The following is a 21172-nucleotide window of genomic DNA, read 5'->3' as shown; positions in this document are numbered from 1 at the left end:
AGGGCGCGGCCGCCGTCAAGGCGACTCGAGGGCCACCGGGGCGATGCTTGCCGAGGTCCCCGCGATACGGGAGAGTCGCCCTATGGCGGACGAACGTTCCGAGGACCGGCCAGACGCCGGTTCCTCCGGCAGGGCCCAAACTCTCGCACTGCAAGGCGTCGCGAACTCGATCGTCCGGACCCTCCTGCGGATCCCACTGGTGTCGCGCGGGATCGGAAAACGTCTGATCACTTTGTACGTGGTGGGGCGCAAGTCCGGGAAGCTCTACGCCGTCCCGGTCGCCTACACCCGGCACGAGGGCACTCTGCTGATCGGGACCCCGTTCGGCTGGGGCCGGAACCTGCGTGCCGACGTTCCGCTGGAGGTCCGTTACAAGGGCGAACGGCGCCTGGCGGACGTCGTCGTCCACACCGACGAGGACGCCGTGGTCGAGGACTACGCGGTGATCGCGCGCGACAACCGCAACTTCGCCAGCTTCAACAAGATCGGTTTCGACCGGAACGGCGATCCTGACCCGGCCGACCTGCACCTCGCGTGGGCCGCGGGCGCCAGATCCTTCCGGCTGACCCTGCGCTGACACCACGATCAGGACCAGCTACTTCAGAGGTGGCGGTGACTGACGAGGGGGCCGGGGCGGAAGTCGGTGAAGGCCGGAGCGTCGCCGAGGTTCAGACGAATTGCGGCCTCCTGCAAGCCACTAGTGGTCGCCACCGCATCCCAGCGCCCGGTGACGGCACGGTGCTCGGCGGCCTGGATCGCCGCGACGAACTCGGACGGCGTGAAGGCGCAGTGCCCGCGCCGAGCCACATAGGACTGCCGCAGCAACGGCCCGCGCGCCTGACCCGCATACCGGTTCTCGAACTCCACGGGAGCAAGCTGGTCGTACACCGTGTGCATGGTCAGCATCGGCACGTCGAGGCGGCCACTCACCGTTGAGGTACGCCTCAGATCGGCAACGGCCGCACGGTCGGCCCGCACCGCGGCGTGCCGGGTCAGGTCGGCGAGGTCCGCGCGCAGGTCGAGGCCGGCGGCGCGGTACAGGGAGCGGACGACGTCCCGGTACGGCGAGCGGGCCAGCACCGCCGCATAGTCGACCCCGGTGTTCCAGGAGGCGTTCCCACCCGCACTCAGTTCGATGAAGTACCGCGCGGGCATGATGAACGGCAGCGCCGCGGTGAACCACTCGTACTGAGCCTGGGCGATCCCTTCGGCGTCCCGGGGCGGCGCGGGCTGCGAGGCGGACCAGGTGGGCATGTTCAGCAGCGCGGTACCGAGCGCCACCCGCGCCCGGCCGGCCGCCGTTTCCCGGGCCGCGGCCGCGACCGCCAGCAGCCGGCTCGCCGCCGCCGCACCGTCGGCCGGGCCGGCGTATCCGGTCAGCGGGAGGTCCTGCCCCGGCGCGAGCAGCCGGGCGAGCGCGTACTCCCCGTCGAGCTGGTAGTTGTTCAGGTCGATACCACCGCCGAGCAGCCCGCAGGTGGAGACGACCGCGTCCAGCCCGCCGCGCGCGTGCTCCGCCTCCTGGGTGCTGACCAGGCCGCCCATCGAGACACCGAGCGCGATGGTGGTCCGGGCCGGCCCGATGACCTTCTCGACGGCGGCCAGGGCGGCGAACTGGTCCCGGGCCGCGCTCTCCAGCGCCCACAGTGACCCGTTCGGGTCGTAGGAGGAGCCGACCAGCGCGTATCCACGGGCGAGCAGCGCCTGCCTGGTCGCCTCGTTCGGGGCGTCCGCGGCGGTCAGCGTGCCGAAGCCGTGGCTGTAGAGGATCAGGGTGCCGTGCCAGTCGGCGGGGACGTCCGCGATCCAGATCGCCCCGTCGGCGAGCGTCCCGGTGTGGTGGGTGGCTCCGGCGTACGCGGGGATCGGGACGAAGAGTGTGAGCAGGAGCGGCAGGACGGCCAGGAGACGCTTCACGGGGACCTCCGGCGAAGGGTGGGGACGATGCCCCTCGGGACGAAGAGGACGATCACGATCAGCAGCACGGCGTAGACCGCGTAGGACAGCACGCTCGGGGCGTAACTCGGCATGCCGGGCCGCGTCGCCAGCGTGGTGAGGAGCTGGACGACCAGGGTGATGAGGGCGGCGCCGAACAGGGCGCCGGAGATGCTGCCGAGGCCGCCGACGACGGCCATCACGACGTACTCGATGGAGAGCAGCACCGGGAACGAACCCGGCGCGAGATAGCCGACGTAGAAGGCGTAGACGCCGCCGGCGAAGCCGGCGAAGGCCGCCGAGACCGCGAAGACCAGCAGCCGGTACGCCCCGACCGGCACCCCGCTGGCCGCCGCCGCGACCGGGGCCGTGGCCAGCGCCCGCAGTCCACGGCCGACCCGCGAGCGGACCAGCAGGGCCGTGATCAGCGTGGTGAGCACGACGCCGGCCAGCACGAGGTAGGCGTATTCCAGATCCTCGTTCAGCTCGAACCCGAAGATCGACAGGTAGGGCAGTCCCTGCAGGCCGATCGCGCCTCCGGCCCAGTCGGCGCCGCCGAGCACCGAGAGCAGGATGAGCTGCAGGGCGAGGGTGGCGAAGGCGAGCTGGTGGCCGCGCAGGCGCAGGATGGGCACGCCGACGACGACTGCGGCCAGGGCCGCCCCGAGGGGCGCCGCGAGCAGGCCGAGCAGGGGCGGGATCCCGTGCACGGCGAGCAGCCCGGCGGTGTACGCCCCGATCGCGGTGAACGACGCCTGCCCCAGCGAGACCTGCCCGGCATAGCCCATCAGCAGCGACAACCCGACCACCGCCATCGCCGCGAGCCCGAGCAGCACGTAGACCGTGAGCTGCCCCGGGGTCAGCAGGACCGGCACGACTCCGGCGGCCACCAGGATGATCCACTTCATGCCGTCTCCACCGAGGACAGGCGACCGGCGCGGACGACGAGCACGACCAGCATGAAGATCAAAGCCACCTCCGTCTGGTACGACGTGTTCCAGTAACCGCCGGCCAGGGCCTGCACGACGCCGAGCAGCAGGCCCCCGGCGAGGGTGAGTCCGGGGCGGGTCAGGTTGCCGAGGATCGCCGCGGAGAAGCCGTTGACCACGAGCGCCACGTCACTGTCGAAGGTGACCTGCTGCACCGGCGTGATCAGCACCCCGGCCAGGCCGCCGAGCGCACCGCCGACGGTGAACGCGAGCAGGCCCATCCGCGCGACGTCGATGCCGACGATCCGGGCCGCGTACGGGTCCTCCGCGGTCGCGGTGAGCGCCCGGCCCAGGTCGGTGCGGGCGAACAGGACCGCGGTCGCGGCCAGGACCAGCGCGGTCACCGAGGCGATCAGGAGATAATGCGTCTGTACGCCGGCGGTGGCGCCGGGCAGCCCGGGGAACGATCGGGGCTGGTCGCCCCAGAACAGGATCTCCACCGCGTACGCGAGAACGCCCAGCCCGAGCGTGACGATCAGCGCCGCCTGCGGCGTGGTTCCCGGCTTGCCGGTCGCCACCAGGCCGGTGAGCAGCCCGGCGGCACCGGCCAGCAGCACGCCCAGCCCTTCCGCGAGGCCGTGCGGGAGGCCGGCCGCGAGCAGCGTGGTGACCGTGAGGGCGGCCAGCACCGCGACGGCGCCCTGCGCGAAGTTGACCACCCGGGTGACCCGGTAGATCACCACGAGACCACTGCCGAGCAGGGCGTACGCGCAGCCGACGCCGACGCCGGTGATCAGGTACTGGACGAGCTCGGCCATCACGCCTCCAGGCCCAGGTAGGCGGCGGCGATCTCGGGGCTGCCGGCGAGCGCCGCGGCCGGACCCTCGGCGACGACCCGGCCGGCCTCGAGGACGTAGGCACGGGTGCACAGCTCGAGGGCGAGCCGGGCGTTCTGCTCGATCAGCAGCACCGCGAGGCCATCCTCCGCGTTGCGTTGCCGCAGGTGGGCGACGAGGCTACCGACGATCTTCGGGGCCAGGCCGAGGGACATCTCGTCGATCACCAGGAGATCCGGACGGCTCATCAGGGCCCGTCCGAGGGCGACCATCTGCTGCTCGCCGCCGGAGAGCCGCCCGGCCGGCCGGTCCCGCAGCGGAGTCAGCTCCGGCAGCAGGGCATAGATGTGCGCCGTGTCCCGCTCCCGTCGGCGCCAGGCGCCGAGCCGCAGGTTGTCGTCGACGCTCAGGGAGGGGAAGAGGTGCCGGCCCTCCGGAACGAGAGCGAGCCTCCCCCGTACGTCGATCCGGCCGCTCGCCGGGCGCCGGATTCCGCAGAGCGCGTTGACCAGCGTGGACTTGCCGGCACCGTTCGGCCCGATCAGCGCGACCAGCTCGCCCGCCGCCACGCTCAGGGTCACGCCGTCGAGCGCGGTCGCCGCGCCGTAGCGGACGGTCAGGTCCCGCACCTCGACGATCATTCGGCGCCGCCCAGGTAGGCCGCGATCACCGCGGGATCCACGCGGATCCGCGCGAACGTACCGTGTGCGATGACCCGCCCCAGATCGAGAACGGTCACCCGGTCGGCGAGCCGGGCCACGAAGCCGACGTCGTGCTCGACCAGCAGGATCGACAGGCCCGAACCCCGCAGGTCCTCGATCAGCTCGGCGAGCGCGGACCGCTCCGGACCGCGCAGCCCGGACGCCGGCTCGTCCAGCAGCAACAGCCGCGGGCGCCCGCACAGCGCCCGGGCCAGTTGCAGCGCCCGCTGCTGGCCGAGCGGCAGGTCCTCGGCCGGCCGGTCCGCCCACCCGGCCAGCCCGACCCGCTTCAGGGCCTCCGCGGCGGCCGCGCGGATCTCGAGCTCCTCACGGCGGTGGCGGGGCGACCGCAGGATCGCGGCGAGCGGCCCGGCCCGGGTGACCGCGTGCGCGCCGACCATCGCGTTCTCGGCGACCGTCATCCCCCGGAACACCGGCGCGTCCTGGAACGCGATCGCTATCCCGCGCCGGGCCCGCTGGTGCGGCGGCAGCCGGTCGACGCGGGCGCCGTCGTAGCCGATCGTGCCCGCGGTGGCGGCCAGCTGCCCGCCGATCAGTTTGAACAGGGTGGACTTGCCGGCGCCGTTCGGGCCGATCACGGCGTGCGTCTCGCCCTCGCACACGTCCAGGGCGACGTCGCGCAGCGCGTGGACGCCGCCGAACCGCCGGGTGACGTTCTCGACCGTGAGCAGGGCGGTCACTTGGCCAGCTTCGACTTGGCCCAGTCCGTGGCGACGAACGTGCCGTCCTTCACCACGTTGATCGAGATGAAGTCGGCGGTCAGGCCGGCGTGGTCGGTGGCGGTGTACGCGTACGTACCGTTCGGGGTGGTGAGCGTCAGCCCCTCGAAAGCGGCCCGGATCTTGTCGCGGTCGGCGCTGTTCGCCTTGGTGACGGCGGCCGCGAGCAGCTTCACACCGGTGTAGCCGTCGGCGGCGAACTGTGGCGGCGGGTAGCCGTACTGGCTGGTGAAGGGTTTGGAGAGTTCCTCGATCGCGGATTTTTGCGGGCCGGCGGGCAGGGCGTCGCCGACGACGGCGATCGAGCTGGCCACGAAGACGCCCTCGGCGGCGGCGCCGACCGGTTTGAGCCAGAGCGTGCTGGCCTGCGCGCCGGTGAACATCAGTGGCAGGCCGAGGCCGGCGGTGGCGTACTGCTTGGCGAAGGCGACCGCGGGCGCGCCGGTCGACCAGACGGTCAGCGCCTGGGCGCCGGCGGCCTTGACGTGGTTGAGGACGGCGCTGAACTCAGTGGTGGTGGTCTGGAACTCCTCGTCGGCGACGAGGGTGATGCCGTACCGCGCGGCCTTGCTCTTCATTCCGGCGGTCCCGGCGTTCGCGTACGAGCTGCGGCTGTCGTGCGCGACGGCGATCCTGGTGTACCCCTGCGCCTGGTAGTACTGCAGGATCCGGTCGGCGTAGGTCGCGGAGGTGGCCGGGACCACGAAGACGTCCGGATGGATGGGGTTGACCTGCTCGTCCGCGGGGGTCAGCGAGACGTAGGGAATCTTCTCGCGGTCCACCTGCGGGATCGTCGCCAGCGCGGAGTTGGAGAACGGTGAGCCGATCACCGCGATGACGTCGCTGCCCTTGAGCTCGTTGAAGCTGAGCACGGACTGGTCGGGCTGGCTCTTGTCGTCGCGGACCAGCAGCTCGATCTGCCGCCCGAGCAGGCCGCCGGCGCTGTTGATCTGCTGGACGGCGAGGTCGACGGCTTTCTTGTCCTCGCTGCCCAGCGGCGCGTAGTTGCCGGTCAGCGAGAGGATCGCGCCGACCTTCAAAGGTCCGTCGCCGCCGGTTTCGTCGCCGCCGCACGCGGTTGGTGTCAGGAGCAGGAGCGCGGCGAGGGATGACAGAAGACGTTTCATGTCGCCCGCTTTCGTCGATGGGTGCCGCAAAGTTAGGCGTGCTTTTGACGGTGGTCAATAAATTGCCCGACATCGCTGCACATGCTGCCAACATCGGCGGTACGGTGCGCCCGTGCGCTCTACATCGGTCATGCTCACGTTCCTCGGCGACCACCTGCTCGATCGGGGCGTGTGCGTCTACTCCGGCAGCGTCATCGAGGTCCTCGGCCGGGCCGGCGTCTCCGAGGAGGCGACCCGCTCCACGCTGACCCGCCTCTGTGCCCGCGGGCTGCTGCGCCGGCAGCGGCACGGCCGCCGCATGTACTTCGACCTGACCGACCGCTCGACCCGCATCCTGCGCGACGGCTCGGTGCGACTCTGGGAGACCGGCGCGGTCAACCACGACTGGGACGGAACCTGGACGCTGCTGGCCTTCTCACTGCCGGCCGAGCGCCGCCGGGAGCGCCACGACCTGCGGGCGCAGCTCGCGTGGGCGGGCTTCGGGCCGATCCAGGGCGGCCTGTGGATCGCACCGGGCCGCCGGGACGTCACCCCGGTCCTGACGGACCTCGGCCTCGGCTCACACATAAGGATCTTCCGAGCCGAGGCCGACCCGGCGACCGACATCGCCGAGATGATCTCCCATGCCTACGATCTTCCGGCGCTCGCGGCCCGCTACATCGACTTCCGTACGCGGTGGGAGTCCCCGGCCGTCACGACCGACCCCCTGGCGGCGAAGCTACGGCTCGTCACCGACTGGCTCTCGATCATCCGCCGGGATCCCCGGCTGCCGATCCCCCACCTGCCGCTGGACTGGCCCGCCGCGTCCGCCCAGGAGTTGTTCTTCGCCCTCAACGACCGGCTGGCCACGCCGGCCGCCGAGATCGCCGCCGCCCTCCTCGACACTATCCCGTCCGCCGAGTGATCCCACGCGGCGGACGGTTCAGGAATGAGCGAGCAGGGCGGACCGGCGGGAGGGAGGTCAGGCCCGTGCGCGCTCCCACATCGCGGTGTACGCCTCCGCTCCGTTCATCAGGTGCTGACGCAGCAGCGGCGCGTCGGATCCGGCCTGCTGGATCAGGTCGGTGACCCAGTCGGCGTAGAGGCCGTACTGCGCGACGCCGTCGGTGTTGAGGTCGAAGGTCCGGCCGCCCATGACGTGCCGGTCGACGGTGGTGCCGTTGGGGGCGGTGAACGGGTACCGCAGCGGGTCGACGCCGGCGTTGTCGCGCGGTCGCGCCTGCGCGCCGAGACCGTTGACGTCGGAGCCGACGCCGTAGCCGTCGATGCGGTCACCGTTGGCGAGCGCCCGGTTGGCCCGCCACTCGCCGAGGAAACCCAGGACCGGGTCGGCGTACCCGGCGACGAAACCGCCGAGGCCCAGGATCCGGTTCACGATCGTCCGGTCGGACCAGCTGTGCACCGAGACCACGCCCGGGTACCCGGCGCGTTCCGCGAGGTCCAGGACCGCGTTCGCGGTCCGGATGCCCATGTGGTCGACATGGATGACCATGCCGAGGGCCATCATCCGGTTGATCAGGTACGTCCCCAGCGGTGTCAGGCTCCGGGTGTTGCAGACCGGCCCGCTCGGATAGACGGGCGCGATCGTGCCCGGTGGAAGGTTCAGCGGGCCGAGCGACAACAGTTTCACGATGTCATCGCTGACCAGGGGCTGGGTGTTGTCGGCGGGCCCGGTGCACGAGTCGGCGGTCCACCAGTGGCCGGTGGAGGCCAGGTTGCCGATGTTGACGGCCGCGGCGTTGAGCCCGGAGTCGAACCGGGTGCCGCCGAAGGCGTTGTCGAACTTGTGCACGGGGTAGAGCCCGCTCACCCCCATCGCCCGCAGTTCATCGAGGCCCGCGTCGACGTCCGCGGTGGTGCACTGCGGCACGCCCCGGATCTCCCGGCAGCCGAAGAGCTCCGAGCTCTCCACGCCGATCGTCACCGCTAGCTTTCCCTGTGCCGCGATCTGCCGCACCTCGGCCGGGGTGGCCGCCAGCCGGAACCAGCCCCGGCCCGGACCGCCGCTCTGTGCGTCCACGTAGTCCTGGATCGACCGGAGGTACCCGGCCTGTACCCGGATCTGCGTGGTCTCGTCGCACGGCGTGCTGCGTGACGGGTAGATCTCGCAGATGATCCGGTTGGCCACCAGCAGCGCGTTGAGCACCCGTTCGCCGGAGCGCCAGGCCCGCTCGATGCTGCGGAAGTACGCCTGCTCGTGCAGCAGCGTGTCACGTTGCGGCCAGCCGCCGAAGGTCGGCCAGCCGTCCGTGGGGGCGTTGAACACGTCGGTCCCGCCGACGATCGCCTCGAAGAGCGCGCCGACGCCGAGGGTGCCGTGCGAGGGGCAGCCGGCGAGCGCGACCTCGACCCCGCCGGGCGCGAAGACCTCGCCGCAGCGCATGTTGCTGCCGAACCCGGCTGCGGCGGTGGGGTGCGCGTGCGCGTCGATCCAGCCGACGAGCCGCCCGTCGGCGTCGACGCCCGGCGCGGCCGCGCCGGTGACCTGGGTGCCGATGTCCGGCACCGCCGAGCAGCCGGCGGCCGGGCTCGCGGCGAGGGTGGCGGAGCCGGCGCCGACACTGCCCAGGAAGGAGCCGACCTGTTGCCCGGTCGCGGTGGACACCAGCCGGTAGCGGCCGTCCGCGGAGCTGACCGTCCAATCCGCCCGGTCGCCATAGCCACGGCCGGCCATGACGAACCCGATGACGCTCTGATAGGCGTAGGCGCCGGTGGAGTCGCGCACGGTGTACCGGCCCAGTGCGGCGGCATCGAAGCGGAAGGGCTCGGCCGCGGAGGCGGTGCCGGTGAAGCCGTAGCCGAGCGCCACGCGTTTGAGGTAGCCGAGTGGCCGGGCGCCGTTGAACGCCTGCAGGGTCACACAGGCGTCGTCGAGTTCGTAGGCCGGGGCCCAGGCGGTGGCGCCCGGAGCGGGGGCCGGGAACGCGGTGACCAGGAGGAGCGCGAGGCAGGCGGTGCGGAGAGCCGGCCGGGCGAGGGAGCGCAGGGGCATGCGACACCTTCCTTGGATCGATCTGCACTGATCTACCAGGTGGGCAGAGCATAGGGACGCGGCGAGCATCGGCAGGCGCCGCCGAGAACAAGATGGCAAAACATGAATACTTTTCGTTCATTGACTTGCATGGATCTAAGGGTCTCCAGATGCTTGCGCGCAGCGGGCTCTCCCCCGAGCCCTACAGCAAGGAGGTCGCCATGATCCACCCGTTTCGCAACCCTCTCGCAGCCGGTGCGCTCGGCCTGGTCACGGCCCTGAGCGTCAGCCTCCCCGCGGTCGCCGCCCCGGCCCCCGTGACGTGGGACTGCCAGGCGCGCCCGCCGATCGGCGGAGCACAGCAGCTCAGTCTGGACACCCCGATCACCGGGTCCGCGCCGGAGAGCGTCGCGACCGGATCCGACTTCGAGATCACGGCCGAGCCCGCTCCCCTGACGATTCCGGCGTCAGCCAACGGGAACACCATCAGATATCTCAAGAACCTGCAGGTCAGAACGCCGGTACCGGCAGGGACCAGCTTCCGTGGTGTCACACTCACCGGCGGATCCAACCTCGGCACGGGCATCCCGACGGCCACCCAGAGCGGCGGCCTGATCACTGTCACCGTGCCGGGCCAGCTCACCGGCGGATCCACAGTCCAGCTTCCGACGATCCATCTCGCCGTGACGGCGACCGCCGCGGCCGGCAGCACCATCGTGTCCACCCTGGCCGGCACCTCGTACACCGATCCGGGTCTGTCCTTCACCGCCAACGTCAAGTTCCTGTTCACCGGGATCGATGTCCCAGCGAGCTGCTTCACCAGCCCCAACCCGGTACTGACCAGCACCGCCGTCACCGGCTGACGGCACGCCTATTCGCCCGGTGGGCCCGTCGTCTTCGGCGGGCTCGCCCCGCTGCCGTGGGCGGACACCGCCACGTGATCGCGCATCTCGCCGGTGCCGGCGCCCAGGGCCTGACGCACCGCGTCCAGCACCTCCTTCGCGGTGAAGGGTTTGTGGATCATCGGAATGCCATCGATCACCAGATGCCGCACCCGCGCGGTCTCCTCGTTGTATCCGGAGATCAGCAGGATCCGGATGCCGGGGTGATGCAGGCGCACCGTCTCGGCGAGCCGTGATCCCGACATCTCCGGCATGAGGATGTCGGTCATGAGCAGGTCGAAGGTTTGCCGGTGGATACGATCCAGGGCCGCGCGACCGTTCTCGGCCTCGGTCACCCGGTAGCCCGCGCCCTCCAGGATGCGCACGGTGATCCCCCGGACCTCGGCATCGTCCTCGGCGACGAGGATGTGCGATCGGCTGCCGCCCCGCGCCGTGCCGGCAGCTCCGGCCTCCGATGCCGCGACGGCGGTGACCTCCGGCAGCAGGATCCGGAAAGTGGTGCCGACCTGAGGCGTGGAGGACACCGTGATGTCACCGCCCGCCTCGGTCACGATGGAATACACGGTCGCCAGACCGAGGCCGGTGCCCTGCTGCTTGGCCTTGGTGGTGAAGAACGGCTCGAAGATGCGGGCGGCAACGCTCGGGGGCATGCCCTCGCCCGTGTCGCTGACCTTCAGCTGCGCGTACGGGCCGGCGGGCAGGGGCGGCAGCCGGTCGGGATCTTCGTCGAGTTGGACCGGACCGGCCTCGATCACGACCGTGCCACCGTCGGGCATTGCGTCGCGGGCATTGATCACCAGGTTGAGCAGCACCTGCTCGATACGGCCCCGGTCGGCGCAGACGGCGAGCGGTTGCGGCGATGGTCGGGCGATCAGCTCGACGTGGTCGCCGATGGTGCGGCGTAGCAGGGCGCAGGATTCCTCGATCACCGAATCGAGGTCGATGACTTTGGCGACGCTCGGCTCCTGGCGGGCGAACAGCAGCAGTTGCCGGGTGAGTTCCTGGGCGCGTTCGGCACTGCTCCGGGCGCGGGTGAGGTCGCTGCGTTCCTCGGCGTCGACGGTCCGCTCGAGGACGAAGTCGAGATAGTTGATGTTGATCGCGAGCAGGTTGTTGAAGTCGTGGGCGACCCCGCCGGCGAGCTGGCCGAGGCACTCCAAGCGTTCAGCGAGGGCCGTGCGTTCGATGATCCGCCGGCGTTGCTCCTCGGCCTCCTTGACCACGGTGAGGTCCCGCTCGATACGGGCGACGGAGAACACTCGGCCATGATCGTCGCGTACGGGCCACATGCTGGCCAGCACGACGACGTTCGAACCGTCCTTGCGGACCCGGCGGGCCTCGATCGGCCCCCTGCGCGCGCCCGCCCTCAACCCCGCCAGCGTGTCGGGCATCACGGAGATCTCGTCGCGTGTGTACACCAGGGCGATGTAGCGTCCGATCGCCTCGTCGGGCCGCCAGCCGTACTGGCGCGTGGCACCGTCGTTCCAGGTTGTGATGACGCCGGCGAGATCCGTCGTGATGACCGCGTCCTCGGAGGAGCGCACGATCGCGGCGAGGGTCGCCTCCTGCTCGGCACCCCGCTGCGCCCGGCGCTCGAGGACCCCGAGCCGGTGGGCGAAGCCCGTGCTGAGAAGCGTGATCCCGAGGATCGCCCCCAGCCGCACCGCCTGGTTCGTGGTGCCGGACGGACCGTTGCGCTCCGCCATGACCCAGACCATCAGCGCGGCGACCAGTCCGACCACGCCCACCGTCCACGGGCGCAGCAGAGTCGCCGCGAACATCGGCACCAACAGGATCAGCCAGAAGAACGCTGTTTCGGGCGGCGTGACGAAGTCCGCCGCGATGACCACGACCACGAGCAGCATCACGACCGTGAGCAGTCCGGCTCCCGCACCGCTGCGAAGTGCCGCCATGCGGTCCCGCGTTGCCGAAAAGCCCATGCGCAGCCCCAACCGATCGTCAGACCCGGGACGGGGTACGCCGGCACGGTTGGGCGAACCGGCATCGACCAGCAGTGGCATCCTCGCCGGGCTCGAGCGGGTGATCCTCCACGACCGCCAGTATGCTCCTTTTGTGTAGCTACATGTGCTGTATCGGCGCCTGGCCACCGACCAGCGGGTGTGCACCGCCCGCCCATGGGCAGTGCGGAGATCACACAGTTCGGCGACGTCAGCCGGCGATTTCCGGGACCACCGACCGGACGATCCGCGCCGCGCGGGCGGCGATCTCGTCGTCGGTGCCGGTCCAGATCTCGTCCAGCCAGGCCCCGGCGAACAGGCCCACCAGCGTCGGGGTGCCGTCCGCCCGCGTGGCGTCGAGCCACTCGCTGACGCCGGTGTCCGTGGGGCCGTGGATCCGGTAGTAGCCGTGTTCCGGCCAGAAACGCCGGTCGAAGCGGAGGATCACCTTCTCCACCCGGCCGGCGCCGAGGCGGGACAGCGCCGTTCGGTGCGTCTCAGGCAGCGGTGGGTCGAACGTGATCCCGCCGGCGGCCAGGACCGGCAGCGGGGCGGTGACGATGGCGGCGTCGACCTGGAGAGTCGTGCCGGCACCGGTCAGTACGACCCCGTCGGCGGCGACCCGGACGTGACTGACCGGGTGGTTCAGGTGGATCTTCAGGCCCTCGGCGAGGTGCCGGGTGAGCAGGCGGTAGCCGCCGACGATCCAGCGGTCGCCCTCGCCGACGCCGGGTTCGAAACCCTCGCGGGCGCTGAGCCAGTCCAGCGGGGCCCCGGCGTCCATGACGATCTCGGCGTCGATCAACCGGCGGATCTGGGTTCGCGTCCAGGGCGCCGGTTCGCTCAGCCATTCCCGGCGTACGTCGGCGACACTCGTCCCCGGGGCGGCCGCCGCGAGCCGTTTCCGCAGGTCGTCCTCGATCCCGTCCGGGTTCGGCTCCCCGTTGAACACCAGCGGGTCGTTGAAGTCGGTGGGCACCACGGTCAGGCCGAGTCGCTCGGCGAGGCGGGCCAGAGTGTTCTCCTCGTACTGCTGCAGCCAGTTGGCGCCCAGGTCGAAGGTGCCCCCGGTGACCTCGACGCCGGCGGTGCGGCCACCGATCCGGTCACGGGCCTCCCAGATCAGGATGTCGCGACCGAGGTCGTGGAGGGTGCGGGCGGCGCCCAGCCCGGCCATCCCGGCACCGACGACGGCGACGCGCCGGTGGCCCAGGTCGGCGGCCCAGGCCGCGGCCGCGAGGCCCTGCTCGTAGGCGCCGTGGGTCATGCCGGCGCGGGTCGGGTGGGTGGCCTCCCCCACGATCCGCAGCCGGTCATCGATCGGTGCGCCGAGCGCGATCCGGTCCGCGCGTGAACCGTGCCGGCCGATCAGGCTCCACGAGCCGCGTGCCCAGGGGTCGTCACCCCAGTGGGACACCGCGGACCCGAGGAGCCTGACCTTGGTCGACATGGCCGCAGGCTACCAACCCCTGCCAGGCGCTACCCGGCGCGCCCGCCGACACCGATCGATGCGATCTCGGCAGATCCGAACCAGGTCAGCCGGCGCGCTGGGCGGGGCGGCCGCCGCAGCCGTAGGCGCAGGCGCTGAACTGGGCGAAGCGCGGACGGCTGTGGTCGCCGAAGGCGGTGAACTCGCCGCCGAGAGTGACCACCTTGAGACTGGTGTTGGCGGCCATGGTGAGCACCCCCCACCTGCCGTTGCTGTGCGGGTTCCAGTCGAGCAGCTTGCCGCTGGCCGCGTCCCAGACCGCCACCTTCGGCTGCGGGCGCAGCTTGGCGGGGCACCAGGAGGTCGCCGTGCGAGACCGTTCCGGGCAGGCGACGGTGAAGTGCCCACCGGCGTAGACGGCGCCGTTCAGGTAGGCGATCGCCTGTATATCACCGTCGGTGACGCTGCTCCACTCCATGGCTCCGTCGGGCCGGTAGGAGACCACCCGGCCGCCCACACCGGCCAGTCCGGCGTAGACCCGGTCCGCGGTGATCGAGAGCGCCAGGACGGAGTACGGGGTGGCCGGGCGGAAGCTCGGGTCCAACTGCCCGTCGCTCATGCGCAGCGCGCCCAGCCGAGGAGTGCCCGCGCTGTTGAGGCGCTTGAACTTGCCGCCGACGTACAGCCGGGAGCCGGCCGCGGCCAGCGACTGCACCATCCCGTCGGCCGTGCCGCGGAACCCGGTGTCCAGGGTGGCGTCGGAGAGCTTGAACGCCGCCAGGTTGCGCTCCGGTTTCCCGTCCACGCTGGTGAACTCGCCGCCCAGGTAGAGCCGCCCGCCACCGGCCGCCAGCACCTTACCGCTGCCGCCGATGGTGTGCCGGAGCGGGCCGACCGCGCCGGTGGTCAGGTTGATGCCGGCCAGTCCGGGGCGGGACTGCCCGCCCACAGTGGTGAACTTGCCGGTGGCGTAGACCGACGACCCGGCGGCGGCCAGCGCGAAGACGGTGCCGTCGGTGGCCGGTGCCCAGGGCAGCAGGTCGCCGGTGCGGGTGTCGACCGCGGCGAGCCGCTTGCGGGCCACCTGCTTGCCGTTGACGATCGCGTTCCGGAAGCTGCCGCCCACGTAGACCGTGTCGCCCACCTGGGCGCTGGTGTAGACCAGGCCGTCGAAGCCAACGGTGTGCCGCGGCGCGGTGGAGGTCCGCGGGACGGCCGCGGTCGCGGTGGTGGCCGACCCCGCGGTGAGGAACGCGGCGACGAGCAGTACTCGCAGACACCGTCGCCAGAGGAGATTCGAGCGTTCGATCTGTACTTGATCCATTTAACTGAGAGTAAAAAGGAGGATGACCGCGTGATCCAATGATCACCCGGCTTACCTCCAAAGTGCGCATCTCGGTCCGCGGGACCTACTTCATCAGCGAGTGCGCGATGTCCCGGGCGACCGAGGTGATCTCCGCCTCGGAGGCGTCCAGGCCACGCGAGGCCATCAGCACGATGTTGACGCTGAGCAGCGCGGAGCGCACGCGCAACGCCTCCTCGACCGGGGCGTCGGGGCCGGCCACGATGTCGAACAGCTCGGTCATCTTGCCGAATGCGTTCTCCCGGCCCTTGTCGTGGTGCAGCTCGCGGACGATGTGCTGGTTGGCCATGGCGAACTTCATCGCGGCCATCCCGCTGCCGACGCCGAGCTCGACCATCCGGTCGACGGCGCGTGCGCGCAGCTCCGGGCCGGGCGGCTGCTCGCGGGCCCACTCGACGAGCTCGTCCAGCGCGTCCAGGTGGGCTTGGAAGATCGACAGGACGATGCTCTCCTTGCTGCTGAAGTGGTAGTAGAGCGCCGCCTTGGTGATCCCCAGCCGCTCGGCGATCTCCCGCAGTGAGGTCGCCTCATATCCCCGCTCGGTGAACAGCTCGATGGCCACCTTGCGGATCTCCGACTTCGTGTCCGCGCCTCGCCGCTGCCCTGCCGTAGCCATCGCTGCTCTGCCCCCTCGTGTGCTGGTGTCCGGCTCGATCCTGATCGGGACCGCCCACGTTTGCCAACTTACCGTGCGGCAAGTAATCTACTAACCGGCCGGTAAGCAAGACTACCGAAGGAAGTCCGCCGTGACCCAACCAACCCGCTTCACCCATCGCGAGATCATGGTGACCATGAGCGGCCTCGTGATCGCGATGCTGCTCGCCATGCTGGACAACATGATCGTGGCGCCCGCGCTGCCCACCATCGTCGGCGACCTCCACGGCCTGAACCACCTGGCCTGGGTGACCACCGGCTACGTGCTCGCCTCCACCGTCGCCACCCCGATCTGGGGCAAGCTCGGCGACCTGCTCGGCCGGCGGATCACCTTCCTCAGCTCGATCGCGATCTTCCTGGTCGGCTCCGCGCTCTGCGGCATGTCGCAGAACATGGGTGAGCTGGTCGCCTTCCGCGCACTCCAGGGTCTCGGCGCCGGCGGCCTGATGGTCGGTGTCATGGCCGTCCTGGCCGACATCGTGCCGCCCCGCGAGCGTGGCCGCTACCAGGGCGTGATGATGGCCGTCATGCCGCTCGCGATGATCGGCGGTCCGCTCGTCGGCGGCTTCATCACCGACAACCTGAACTGGCGCTGGGCGTTCTACGTCAACCTGCCGCTGGGCGTCGTCGCGCTCGCGGTCTGCTGGTTCGTGCTGGCCAAGCTGCCGCGCGGCGCCGGCAAGGTGCGCATCGACTGGCTCGGCGCGGCCCTGCTCAGCGTCTGGATCACCACGCTCGTGCTGATCACCACGTGGGGCGGCAGCGAGTACGACTGGGCCTCCCCGCAGATCCTCGGCCTGGCCGCGCTGACCGCCGCCGGTCTCGCCGCGTTCATCGTGGTCGAGCGCCGCGCCGCCGAGCCGATCATGCCGCTGTCGGTCTTCGCCAACCGCAACTTCGTCCTGGCCGGCGCGCTCAGCCTGATCGTCGGCTTCGCGATGTTCGGCGGCATCACCCTGCTGCCCCAGTTCCAGCAGTACGTGCAGGGCGCCTCGGCCACCAACAGCGGTCTGCTGCTCATGCCGATGATGATCGCCGCGATGGTGGTCTCGCTGGTGGGCGGCCAGTTCATCACCCGTACCGGCCACTACCGCATCCTGCCGATCATCGGCACCGTGCTGATGACCGGCGGCCTGGTCCTGTTCGCCACCATGGACATCGGCACCTCACGCTTCATGACCGGCCTGTTCATGGTCGTGCTCGGCGCCGGCATGGGCTGCCTGATGCAGACCACCATGCTGATCGCGCAGAACAGCTCCCCGGTCAACGCGGTCGGCGCCGCGACCGGTGCCGCCACCTTCCTGCGGAACATGGGCGGCTCGCTCGGCGTCTCGCTGCTGAGCACGCTCTACATCAACACCCTGCTCGACTCGTTCACCAGCACCACCGGCACCGCGGTGACCGGCGCGAACTCGGCGGCGGCGATGACACCGGCCACGCTGCGGGCCCTGCCGGAGCCGATCCAGCACGCCTTCGCGCTGGGCGTCAGCGACGGCATCCAGGCCGCCTTCACCTGGGGCGCGATCGCGGCGGCGGTGGGGATCGTGGTCGCGCTCTTCATCAAGCACGTGCCACTGCGCGGCTTCGCCGACGCCCCGAAGACCGAGGCCCCCGAACTGCAGAGCGCGTAACGGAACCGGTAGCCGACCTCTCGACCCACGGTCAGGAAGTCGTCGACCGGGGCGACGCGGAGGTCCGGATCCCGGCATCCGACAGAGCGGCCCGCCCAAGTAGATGGGCGGGTCGCTCTGTCGTCGAGCAGGCGTGCCGACCGCGTCAATCACCGGGATCGCTGTTGCTGTCGAGTGCGGTGCGGAAACTGTGTTGCAGGTCGGCCGGGATGATCTTGCTTATGGCGTTCTGGAACTGAGTCGGTGGCAGCGACGGCCGCATCAGTCGAAGCAGGTCGAAGGGTTCCGGAGGCCATGCCTCGGTGGTGCTGTGCCAGGCGAACGAAGCATGGAGCAAATTGTCAACGGCGTCGGCCCGGCGGTCCAGCTCGGAGTAGAGCTGCCCGAGCTGGTAGTAGGTGCTGGCGGCGCTGCGCCGGTCGTCGAACTCCAGCTTGATGTCGAGGGCCTGACGGTAGTGCTGCTCGGCTCGCTCGAAGGACCGCTGCTCCAGCGCGACCATACCGAGCTGGTGGTAGGTGCTGGCAGCGCTGTACCGGTCGTTGAATTCCAGGAGGATGTCGAGAGCCTGACGATAGTGCCGCTCGGCTTGCTCGAAGCGCCGCTGCTCCAGCGCGACCATACCGAGCTGGTGGTAGGTACCGGCGGTCTCGTACCGGTCGTTGAACTCCAGGTAGATGTCGAGAGCCTGACGATAGTGCTGCTCGGCTCGCTCGAAGCGCTGCTGCTCCTGCGCGACCAAGCCGAGCTGGTGATAGGTGCTGGCGGTCTCGTACCGGTCGTTGAACTCCAGCTTGATGTCGAGAGCCTGACGGTAGTGCTGCTCGGCTCGCTCGAAATGCCGCTGCTCCTGCGCAACCCTGCCGAGCTGGTGATAGGTGCTGGCAGCGCTGTGCCGATCGTCGAACTCCAGGTAGATGTCGAGAGCCTGACGATAGTGCTGCTCGGCTTGCTCGAAGCGCCGCTGCTCCTGCGCAACCATACCGAGCTGATGGTAGGTACCGGCGGTGTAGTGCCGATCGTCGAACTCCAGGTAGATGTCGAGAGCCTGACGATAGTGCTGCTCGGCTTGCTCGAAGCGCCGCTGCTCCTGCGCGAGCATGCCGAGCTGGTGGTAGGTGGGTCCTTGCTGTCGCCGCAAGCCGATGGCCTGCTTGATGGCGAGTTCGGTTTGGTGATGGCGGTAGGCGTCATCGAGGCGGTGTTGATCCAGTGCGGTGTTGCCGGCGAGATTGTGCAGGCTGGCCAGTTCGGCTTGCTGGTCGGGATCGTTGCTGCTGGGGTGCCGGTCGATCGCATTGTCGAGCAGTTGTCGTCGGGCGTGGTGCTGCTGCGTCTGATCGAGGAATTCCTCCAGCGCAAAAATGAGAGGCTTCACCGGTTGGGTGGTGCGTTGGGCATGGCTGAGTGCGGCGGTGAGGTTGGCGTATTCCGCTGCCACGCCGGCCTGACCGGCCGCGCGCTGTTGCCTGTCGGTGCCGCGCAGCATCTGGTGCAGAGCCAGGCCGAGATCGATATAGAGCTGGTAGTGCGCCTGCTCGGTGGCGGAGGCGAGGTCCGGTCGGTCTCGCATCCGGTTGCGCAGGAAGAACGGCAGGACTGGGACGACCTGTACAAAAGCGGGGAACAGCGGGTGGTCGGCGGCGAGCCCGACCCGCCGCAACTCCGCCACCGCAGCCGCCAGGTCAACGCCGTCGAGGTTGCTGTTTCCCAACTCGGCGCGAAGGGCGGCCATGTAGTTGATCAGCATGGGTACGGGGATGGTGGCGGTGAACGGGGCCAGTAGGAGCAGGGACTGCTGCAGGGCGGGGTCGAGCTTGCCGTGGCTGTACTCGATCGCCTTTCGCGCGACCATCGTCGAGTCGGCGCTGGTGTCGCCGCTGTGCAGTTCGGTCAGGACCTGGCTCGGCGGGGTGGTCGCCAGGTTGGGCAGGACGACGGTCATCGGCAGGGGGTAACCGTCCAAAACCCGGATCAGCTCCTGTAGCGCCTGCCGCTCCTGGCTGTCGGCGGTGTCCGACATCCACTGGCTGCCGCCGTTCCGCTTCAGGATCCGGTCGAGCAGGTCGGAGGCGGCCTGCGGATCCAGGCCGGGCAGTTCGTACACACGGTCGGTGAACGTGGCACCGGCCAGCCAGGCTTCGGCCTCCCGGGATCCGACCAGCAGCAGCGTCCGGCCACCACGCAGGCCGCCCAGCCAGCGGGCGAGCCGGTCGCGGTCGGCCTCGGGCAGGGCGTGCGGGATCGCTGCCGGGCTGGCGGTGATCGATTCGGCGTTGTCCAGCACGATCAGATGCCGCGACGCCCGCAGCATCGTGGTGATCCGGCCGGCTTTCGCGGCGTCGCCGAGCGCGTCCCACTGCGCGAACTCCACCGGCGTCAGCAGGTGCTGGGCGATGTGCCGGATGATCTGATCGACGTTCCACGCCCGCTGTTCGTAGGAGAACGCGAACACCTGGTCGATCAGGCCGGTGCGCTGCCACCACCAGCCGGCGTGGGCCAGCAGGGTCGATTTGCCCGCCCCGGCCATCCCCCGCACCAGCACCTGGGTCCGCTGTCCGTCGGTCAGCAGCAGCCGTTCCAGAGCGTGCAGGTCCAGGTCACGGCCGACGAACCCGTACTCCACCACCGGCGCCACCGCGACCTGGTCCCGCCGCCGATAGAACGCCTCCTGCTCGACCGGGGTCATCGGCCGGACCGTCAGCCGGGAGTCGCGCTGGGCGTACACCACCGGCAGGATCCAGTCCTCCAGCTCCAGCTCGTGCTCGAAGTACGCCTTCCGGGTCTTCACGTCGTGCAGCGCCCGTCGTGCCTCGAACGCCGCCCGCACCGGATCGTCCCCGGCGGCCAGCCGTCCATACAGCACCGGCATGGCCCGCGAGGCGGCGCTGACCGTCACCGAATACGCCATCCCCACCGCGACCGGTGCCCCCGCGGCGACCAGATCGTGCGCCAGGCTGGCCTCATCACCGGTCTGCATCGCCGACTGGCAGGCGTTCAACACCGCCACCGCCACCCGATGCTCCGCCAGCAACGCGGCGACCTGCGCCGACGGCACCGGCTGCGCCGTACCCGCCGTGCCCGTCTCGAAGAACAGGAACCCCTGCTTGACATCGGCCGCCGGGGTGTGGGCCGGGTCGAACAGATACCGGCCCCCGGCACCGCCGCTACCGGTGGTCATGCTGCTCGGGGTGCCGAAGCCGCCGTGCACGTCGAAGTGCACCACCTGATACCAGCCCTGGCCGTGCTTCCGTTCGGCCGCGCGCAACGCCTCCCGCAACGCCGTCCAGGTCCCCGGACGGACCAGATCCACTGTCACCGGTACGTCGGTCTGCCCGATCGCGTCCAGCAGCGGCTGCGAGATCGTCCGATATCCCACGTCCCGGCGCCCGAACGGCCGCGCCGTCAGCACCAGGATGTTCACCGTCGGTGCGGGCGCCGGCAGGTCGTACGGCAGCGGGTTCCGGGCGCTCTGGCGCACGACCGGCATCCGCAACGCGAGCCGATCACCGCTGTCCGGATCGCGCAGCGCCTCCCAGTGCAACCGCTGGAACTGCGCCGACCCGCGGACCACCAGCCGGTAGCCCTCGAACCCCACCCGGCGGGCATCCCGATAGCCGTAGGCGGCCTCCCCGATGAACACCTGCCGGAACAGCGACTGCCCGTACTCGCCGACCAACTCGACGGCTTTACGTTCCAGGTCTCCGTCCAGGAACGGATACCGCAAATGCTCCTCGAAATACCAGGCCATCAGCTTTTCGCCGGCATCGTCGGCCGGCATCGACACGCTGACGTCCGCACCACCGCGGTCCCCGAAGTCCACCCGGGCCGTGAACGAGCCGTCCGCGGCGGGCGCTGTTTCCCGCACCACGATGTCGATCACGACAATTCCCGCTTCGCCCGGACAACGACCACCCGGTCCGCGAACGCCCTCGTACTCACTCCGACCGACGCGTCGACCGCCACCAACGTCCGATTCATCGATCCACTGTGGCA

Annotated in this window: 16 protein-coding genes; 4 read left to right on the top strand and 12 right to left on the bottom strand. The window is 70.3% G+C overall.

Going from position 1 to position 21172, the window contains the following annotated elements; translation table 11 throughout:
• The first annotated feature begins 82 nt into the window (after nt 1-82).
• On the top strand, nt 83-577 hold the full coding sequence (locus tag CHC09_RS14145) for a nitroreductase/quinone reductase family protein (RefSeq protein WP_143232318.1): 495 nt from the start codon (nt 83-85) through the stop codon (nt 575-577).
• 23 nt (nt 578-600) lie between these two features.
• On the opposite strand, the gene CHC09_RS14140 is transcribed toward CHC09_RS14145, so the two are convergent.
• From CHC09_RS14140 to CHC09_RS14115, 6 genes are read right to left on the bottom strand one after another with little or no spacing between them, the layout of a single operon-like run.
• Entirely contained in the window at nt 601-1917 is a 1317-nt protein-coding gene (locus tag CHC09_RS14140; RefSeq protein WP_089293520.1) for an alpha/beta fold hydrolase, read from the bottom strand.
• Nucleotides 1914-2843: a branched-chain amino acid ABC transporter permease gene (locus tag CHC09_RS14135; RefSeq protein ID WP_089293519.1), complete on the bottom strand. Its 930-nt coding sequence runs from the start codon at nt 2841-2843 to the stop codon at nt 1914-1916. Before CHC09_RS14135 ends, CHC09_RS14140 begins: the two co-directional genes overlap by 4 nt.
• The gene (locus CHC09_RS14130; protein WP_089293518.1) at nt 2840-3682 is read right to left on the bottom strand and encodes a branched-chain amino acid ABC transporter permease; all 843 of its coding nucleotides are present in this window, start codon (nt 3680-3682) and stop codon (nt 2840-2842) included. Before CHC09_RS14130 ends, CHC09_RS14135 begins: the two co-directional genes overlap by 4 nt.
• Nucleotides 3682-4329: an ABC transporter ATP-binding protein gene (locus tag CHC09_RS14125; RefSeq protein ID WP_244911599.1), complete on the bottom strand. Its 648-nt coding sequence runs from the start codon at nt 4327-4329 to the stop codon at nt 3682-3684. Before CHC09_RS14125 ends, CHC09_RS14130 begins: the two co-directional genes overlap by 1 nt.
• A gap of 8 nt (nt 4330-4337) precedes the next feature.
• On the bottom strand, nt 4338-5102 hold the full coding sequence (locus CHC09_RS14120) for an ABC transporter ATP-binding protein (protein WP_089293516.1): 765 nt from the start codon (nt 5100-5102) through the stop codon (nt 4338-4340).
• The gene (locus CHC09_RS14115) at nt 5099-6268 is read right to left on the bottom strand and encodes an ABC transporter substrate-binding protein (RefSeq protein WP_089293515.1); all 1170 of its coding nucleotides are present in this window, start codon (nt 6266-6268) and stop codon (nt 5099-5101) included. The genes CHC09_RS14120 and CHC09_RS14115 overlap by 4 nt, the downstream gene beginning before the upstream one ends.
• 112 nt (nt 6269-6380) lie before the next feature.
• On the opposite strand from CHC09_RS14115, the gene CHC09_RS14110 reads away from it, so the two are divergent.
• Nucleotides 6381-7172 (top strand): PaaX family transcriptional regulator, encoded by a 792-nt coding sequence (locus CHC09_RS14110; RefSeq protein ID WP_239138298.1) that lies wholly within the window; start codon nt 6381-6383, stop codon nt 7170-7172.
• A 57-nt stretch (nt 7173-7229) separates the two neighbouring features.
• Here CHC09_RS14110 and CHC09_RS14105 read toward each other — a convergent pair whose 3' ends face one another.
• Entirely contained in the window at nt 7230-9260 is a 2031-nt protein-coding gene (locus CHC09_RS14105) for an amidohydrolase family protein (protein WP_239138299.1), read from the bottom strand.
• A gap of 149 nt (nt 9261-9409) precedes the next feature.
• Between CHC09_RS14105 and CHC09_RS14100 the strand changes: the two genes are divergently transcribed.
• Nucleotides 9410-10102: a hypothetical protein gene (locus CHC09_RS14100; RefSeq protein ID WP_089293513.1), complete on the top strand. Its 693-nt coding sequence runs from the start codon at nt 9410-9412 to the stop codon at nt 10100-10102.
• A gap of 8 nt (nt 10103-10110) precedes the next feature.
• Here the strand turns inward: CHC09_RS14100 and CHC09_RS14095 are convergent, their stop codons facing one another.
• The 4 genes from CHC09_RS14095 to CHC09_RS14080 all read right to left on the bottom strand — a co-directional run bounded on the left by CHC09_RS14095 (nt 10111) and on the right by CHC09_RS14080 (nt 15507).
• Nucleotides 10111-12054, bottom strand: a complete 1944-nt coding sequence (locus CHC09_RS14095) for a hybrid sensor histidine kinase/response regulator (protein WP_179277088.1) — start codon at nt 12052-12054, stop codon at nt 10111-10113.
• A 256-nt stretch (nt 12055-12310) separates the two neighbouring features.
• Nucleotides 12311-13549 (bottom strand): flavin monoamine oxidase family protein, encoded by a 1239-nt coding sequence (locus tag CHC09_RS14090; protein ID WP_089293511.1) that lies wholly within the window; start codon nt 13547-13549, stop codon nt 12311-12313.
• Nucleotides 13550-13634: 85 nt separating this feature from the next.
• A complete protein-coding gene (locus tag CHC09_RS14085) occupies nt 13635-14852 on the bottom strand; it encodes a hypothetical protein (protein ID WP_089293510.1) in 1218 nt (405 codons plus the stop codon).
• Nucleotides 14853-14937: 85 nt separating this feature from the next.
• Entirely contained in the window at nt 14938-15507 is a 570-nt protein-coding gene (locus tag CHC09_RS14080; RefSeq protein ID WP_089293509.1) for a TetR/AcrR family transcriptional regulator, read from the bottom strand.
• A 130-nt stretch (nt 15508-15637) separates the two neighbouring features.
• On the opposite strand from CHC09_RS14080, the gene CHC09_RS14075 reads away from it, so the two are divergent.
• Nucleotides 15638-17176 (top strand): MDR family MFS transporter, encoded by a 1539-nt coding sequence (locus CHC09_RS14075; protein WP_239138300.1) that lies wholly within the window; start codon nt 15638-15640, stop codon nt 17174-17176.
• Between the two features lie 145 nt (nt 17177-17321).
• Here CHC09_RS14075 and CHC09_RS14070 read toward each other — a convergent pair whose 3' ends face one another.
• Entirely contained in the window at nt 17322-21059 is a 3738-nt protein-coding gene (locus tag CHC09_RS14070) for a tetratricopeptide repeat protein (protein ID WP_089293508.1), read from the bottom strand.
• Nucleotides 21060-21172: the final 113 nt, after the last annotated feature.

This window comes from Actinoplanes regularis (genome assembly GCF_900188005.1).
GTDB lineage: Bacteria > Actinomycetota > Actinomycetes > Mycobacteriales > Micromonosporaceae > Actinoplanes > Actinoplanes regularis.
The sequence above is the reverse complement of the archived record's forward strand: the minus strand, read 5'-3'. Positions and strand labels throughout refer to the sequence as shown.

Excerpts from the sequence above, each read along its gene's own strand:
- CHC09_RS14145 (WP_143232318.1), top strand. The coding sequence starts at position 83 with ATGGCGGACGAACGTTCCGAGGACCGGCCAGACGCCGGTTCCTCCGGC.
- CHC09_RS14135 (WP_089293519.1), bottom strand. The coding sequence starts at position 2,843 with ATGAAGTGGATCATCCTGGTGGCCGCCGGAGTCGTGCCGGTCCTGCTG.
- CHC09_RS14130 (WP_089293518.1), bottom strand. The coding sequence starts at position 3,682 with ATGGCCGAGCTCGTCCAGTACCTGATCACCGGCGTCGGCGTCGGCTGC.
- CHC09_RS14115 (WP_089293515.1), bottom strand. The coding sequence starts at position 6,268 with ATGAAACGTCTTCTGTCATCCCTCGCCGCGCTCCTGCTCCTGACACCA.
- CHC09_RS14105 (WP_239138299.1), bottom strand. The coding sequence starts at position 9,260 with ATGCCCCTGCGCTCCCTCGCCCGGCCGGCTCTCCGCACCGCCTGCCTC.
- CHC09_RS14100 (WP_089293513.1), top strand. The coding sequence starts at position 9,410 with ATGCTTGCGCGCAGCGGGCTCTCCCCCGAGCCCTACAGCAAGGAGGTC.
- CHC09_RS14095 (WP_179277088.1), bottom strand. The coding sequence starts at position 12,054 with ATGGCGGCACTTCGCAGCGGTGCGGGAGCCGGACTGCTCACGGTCGTG.
- CHC09_RS14090 (WP_089293511.1), bottom strand. The coding sequence starts at position 13,549 with ATGTCGACCAAGGTCAGGCTCCTCGGGTCCGCGGTGTCCCACTGGGGT.
- CHC09_RS14085 (WP_089293510.1), bottom strand. The coding sequence starts at position 14,852 with ATGGATCAAGTACAGATCGAACGCTCGAATCTCCTCTGGCGACGGTGT.
- CHC09_RS14080 (WP_089293509.1), bottom strand. The coding sequence starts at position 15,507 with ATGGCTACGGCAGGGCAGCGGCGAGGCGCGGACACGAAGTCGGAGATC.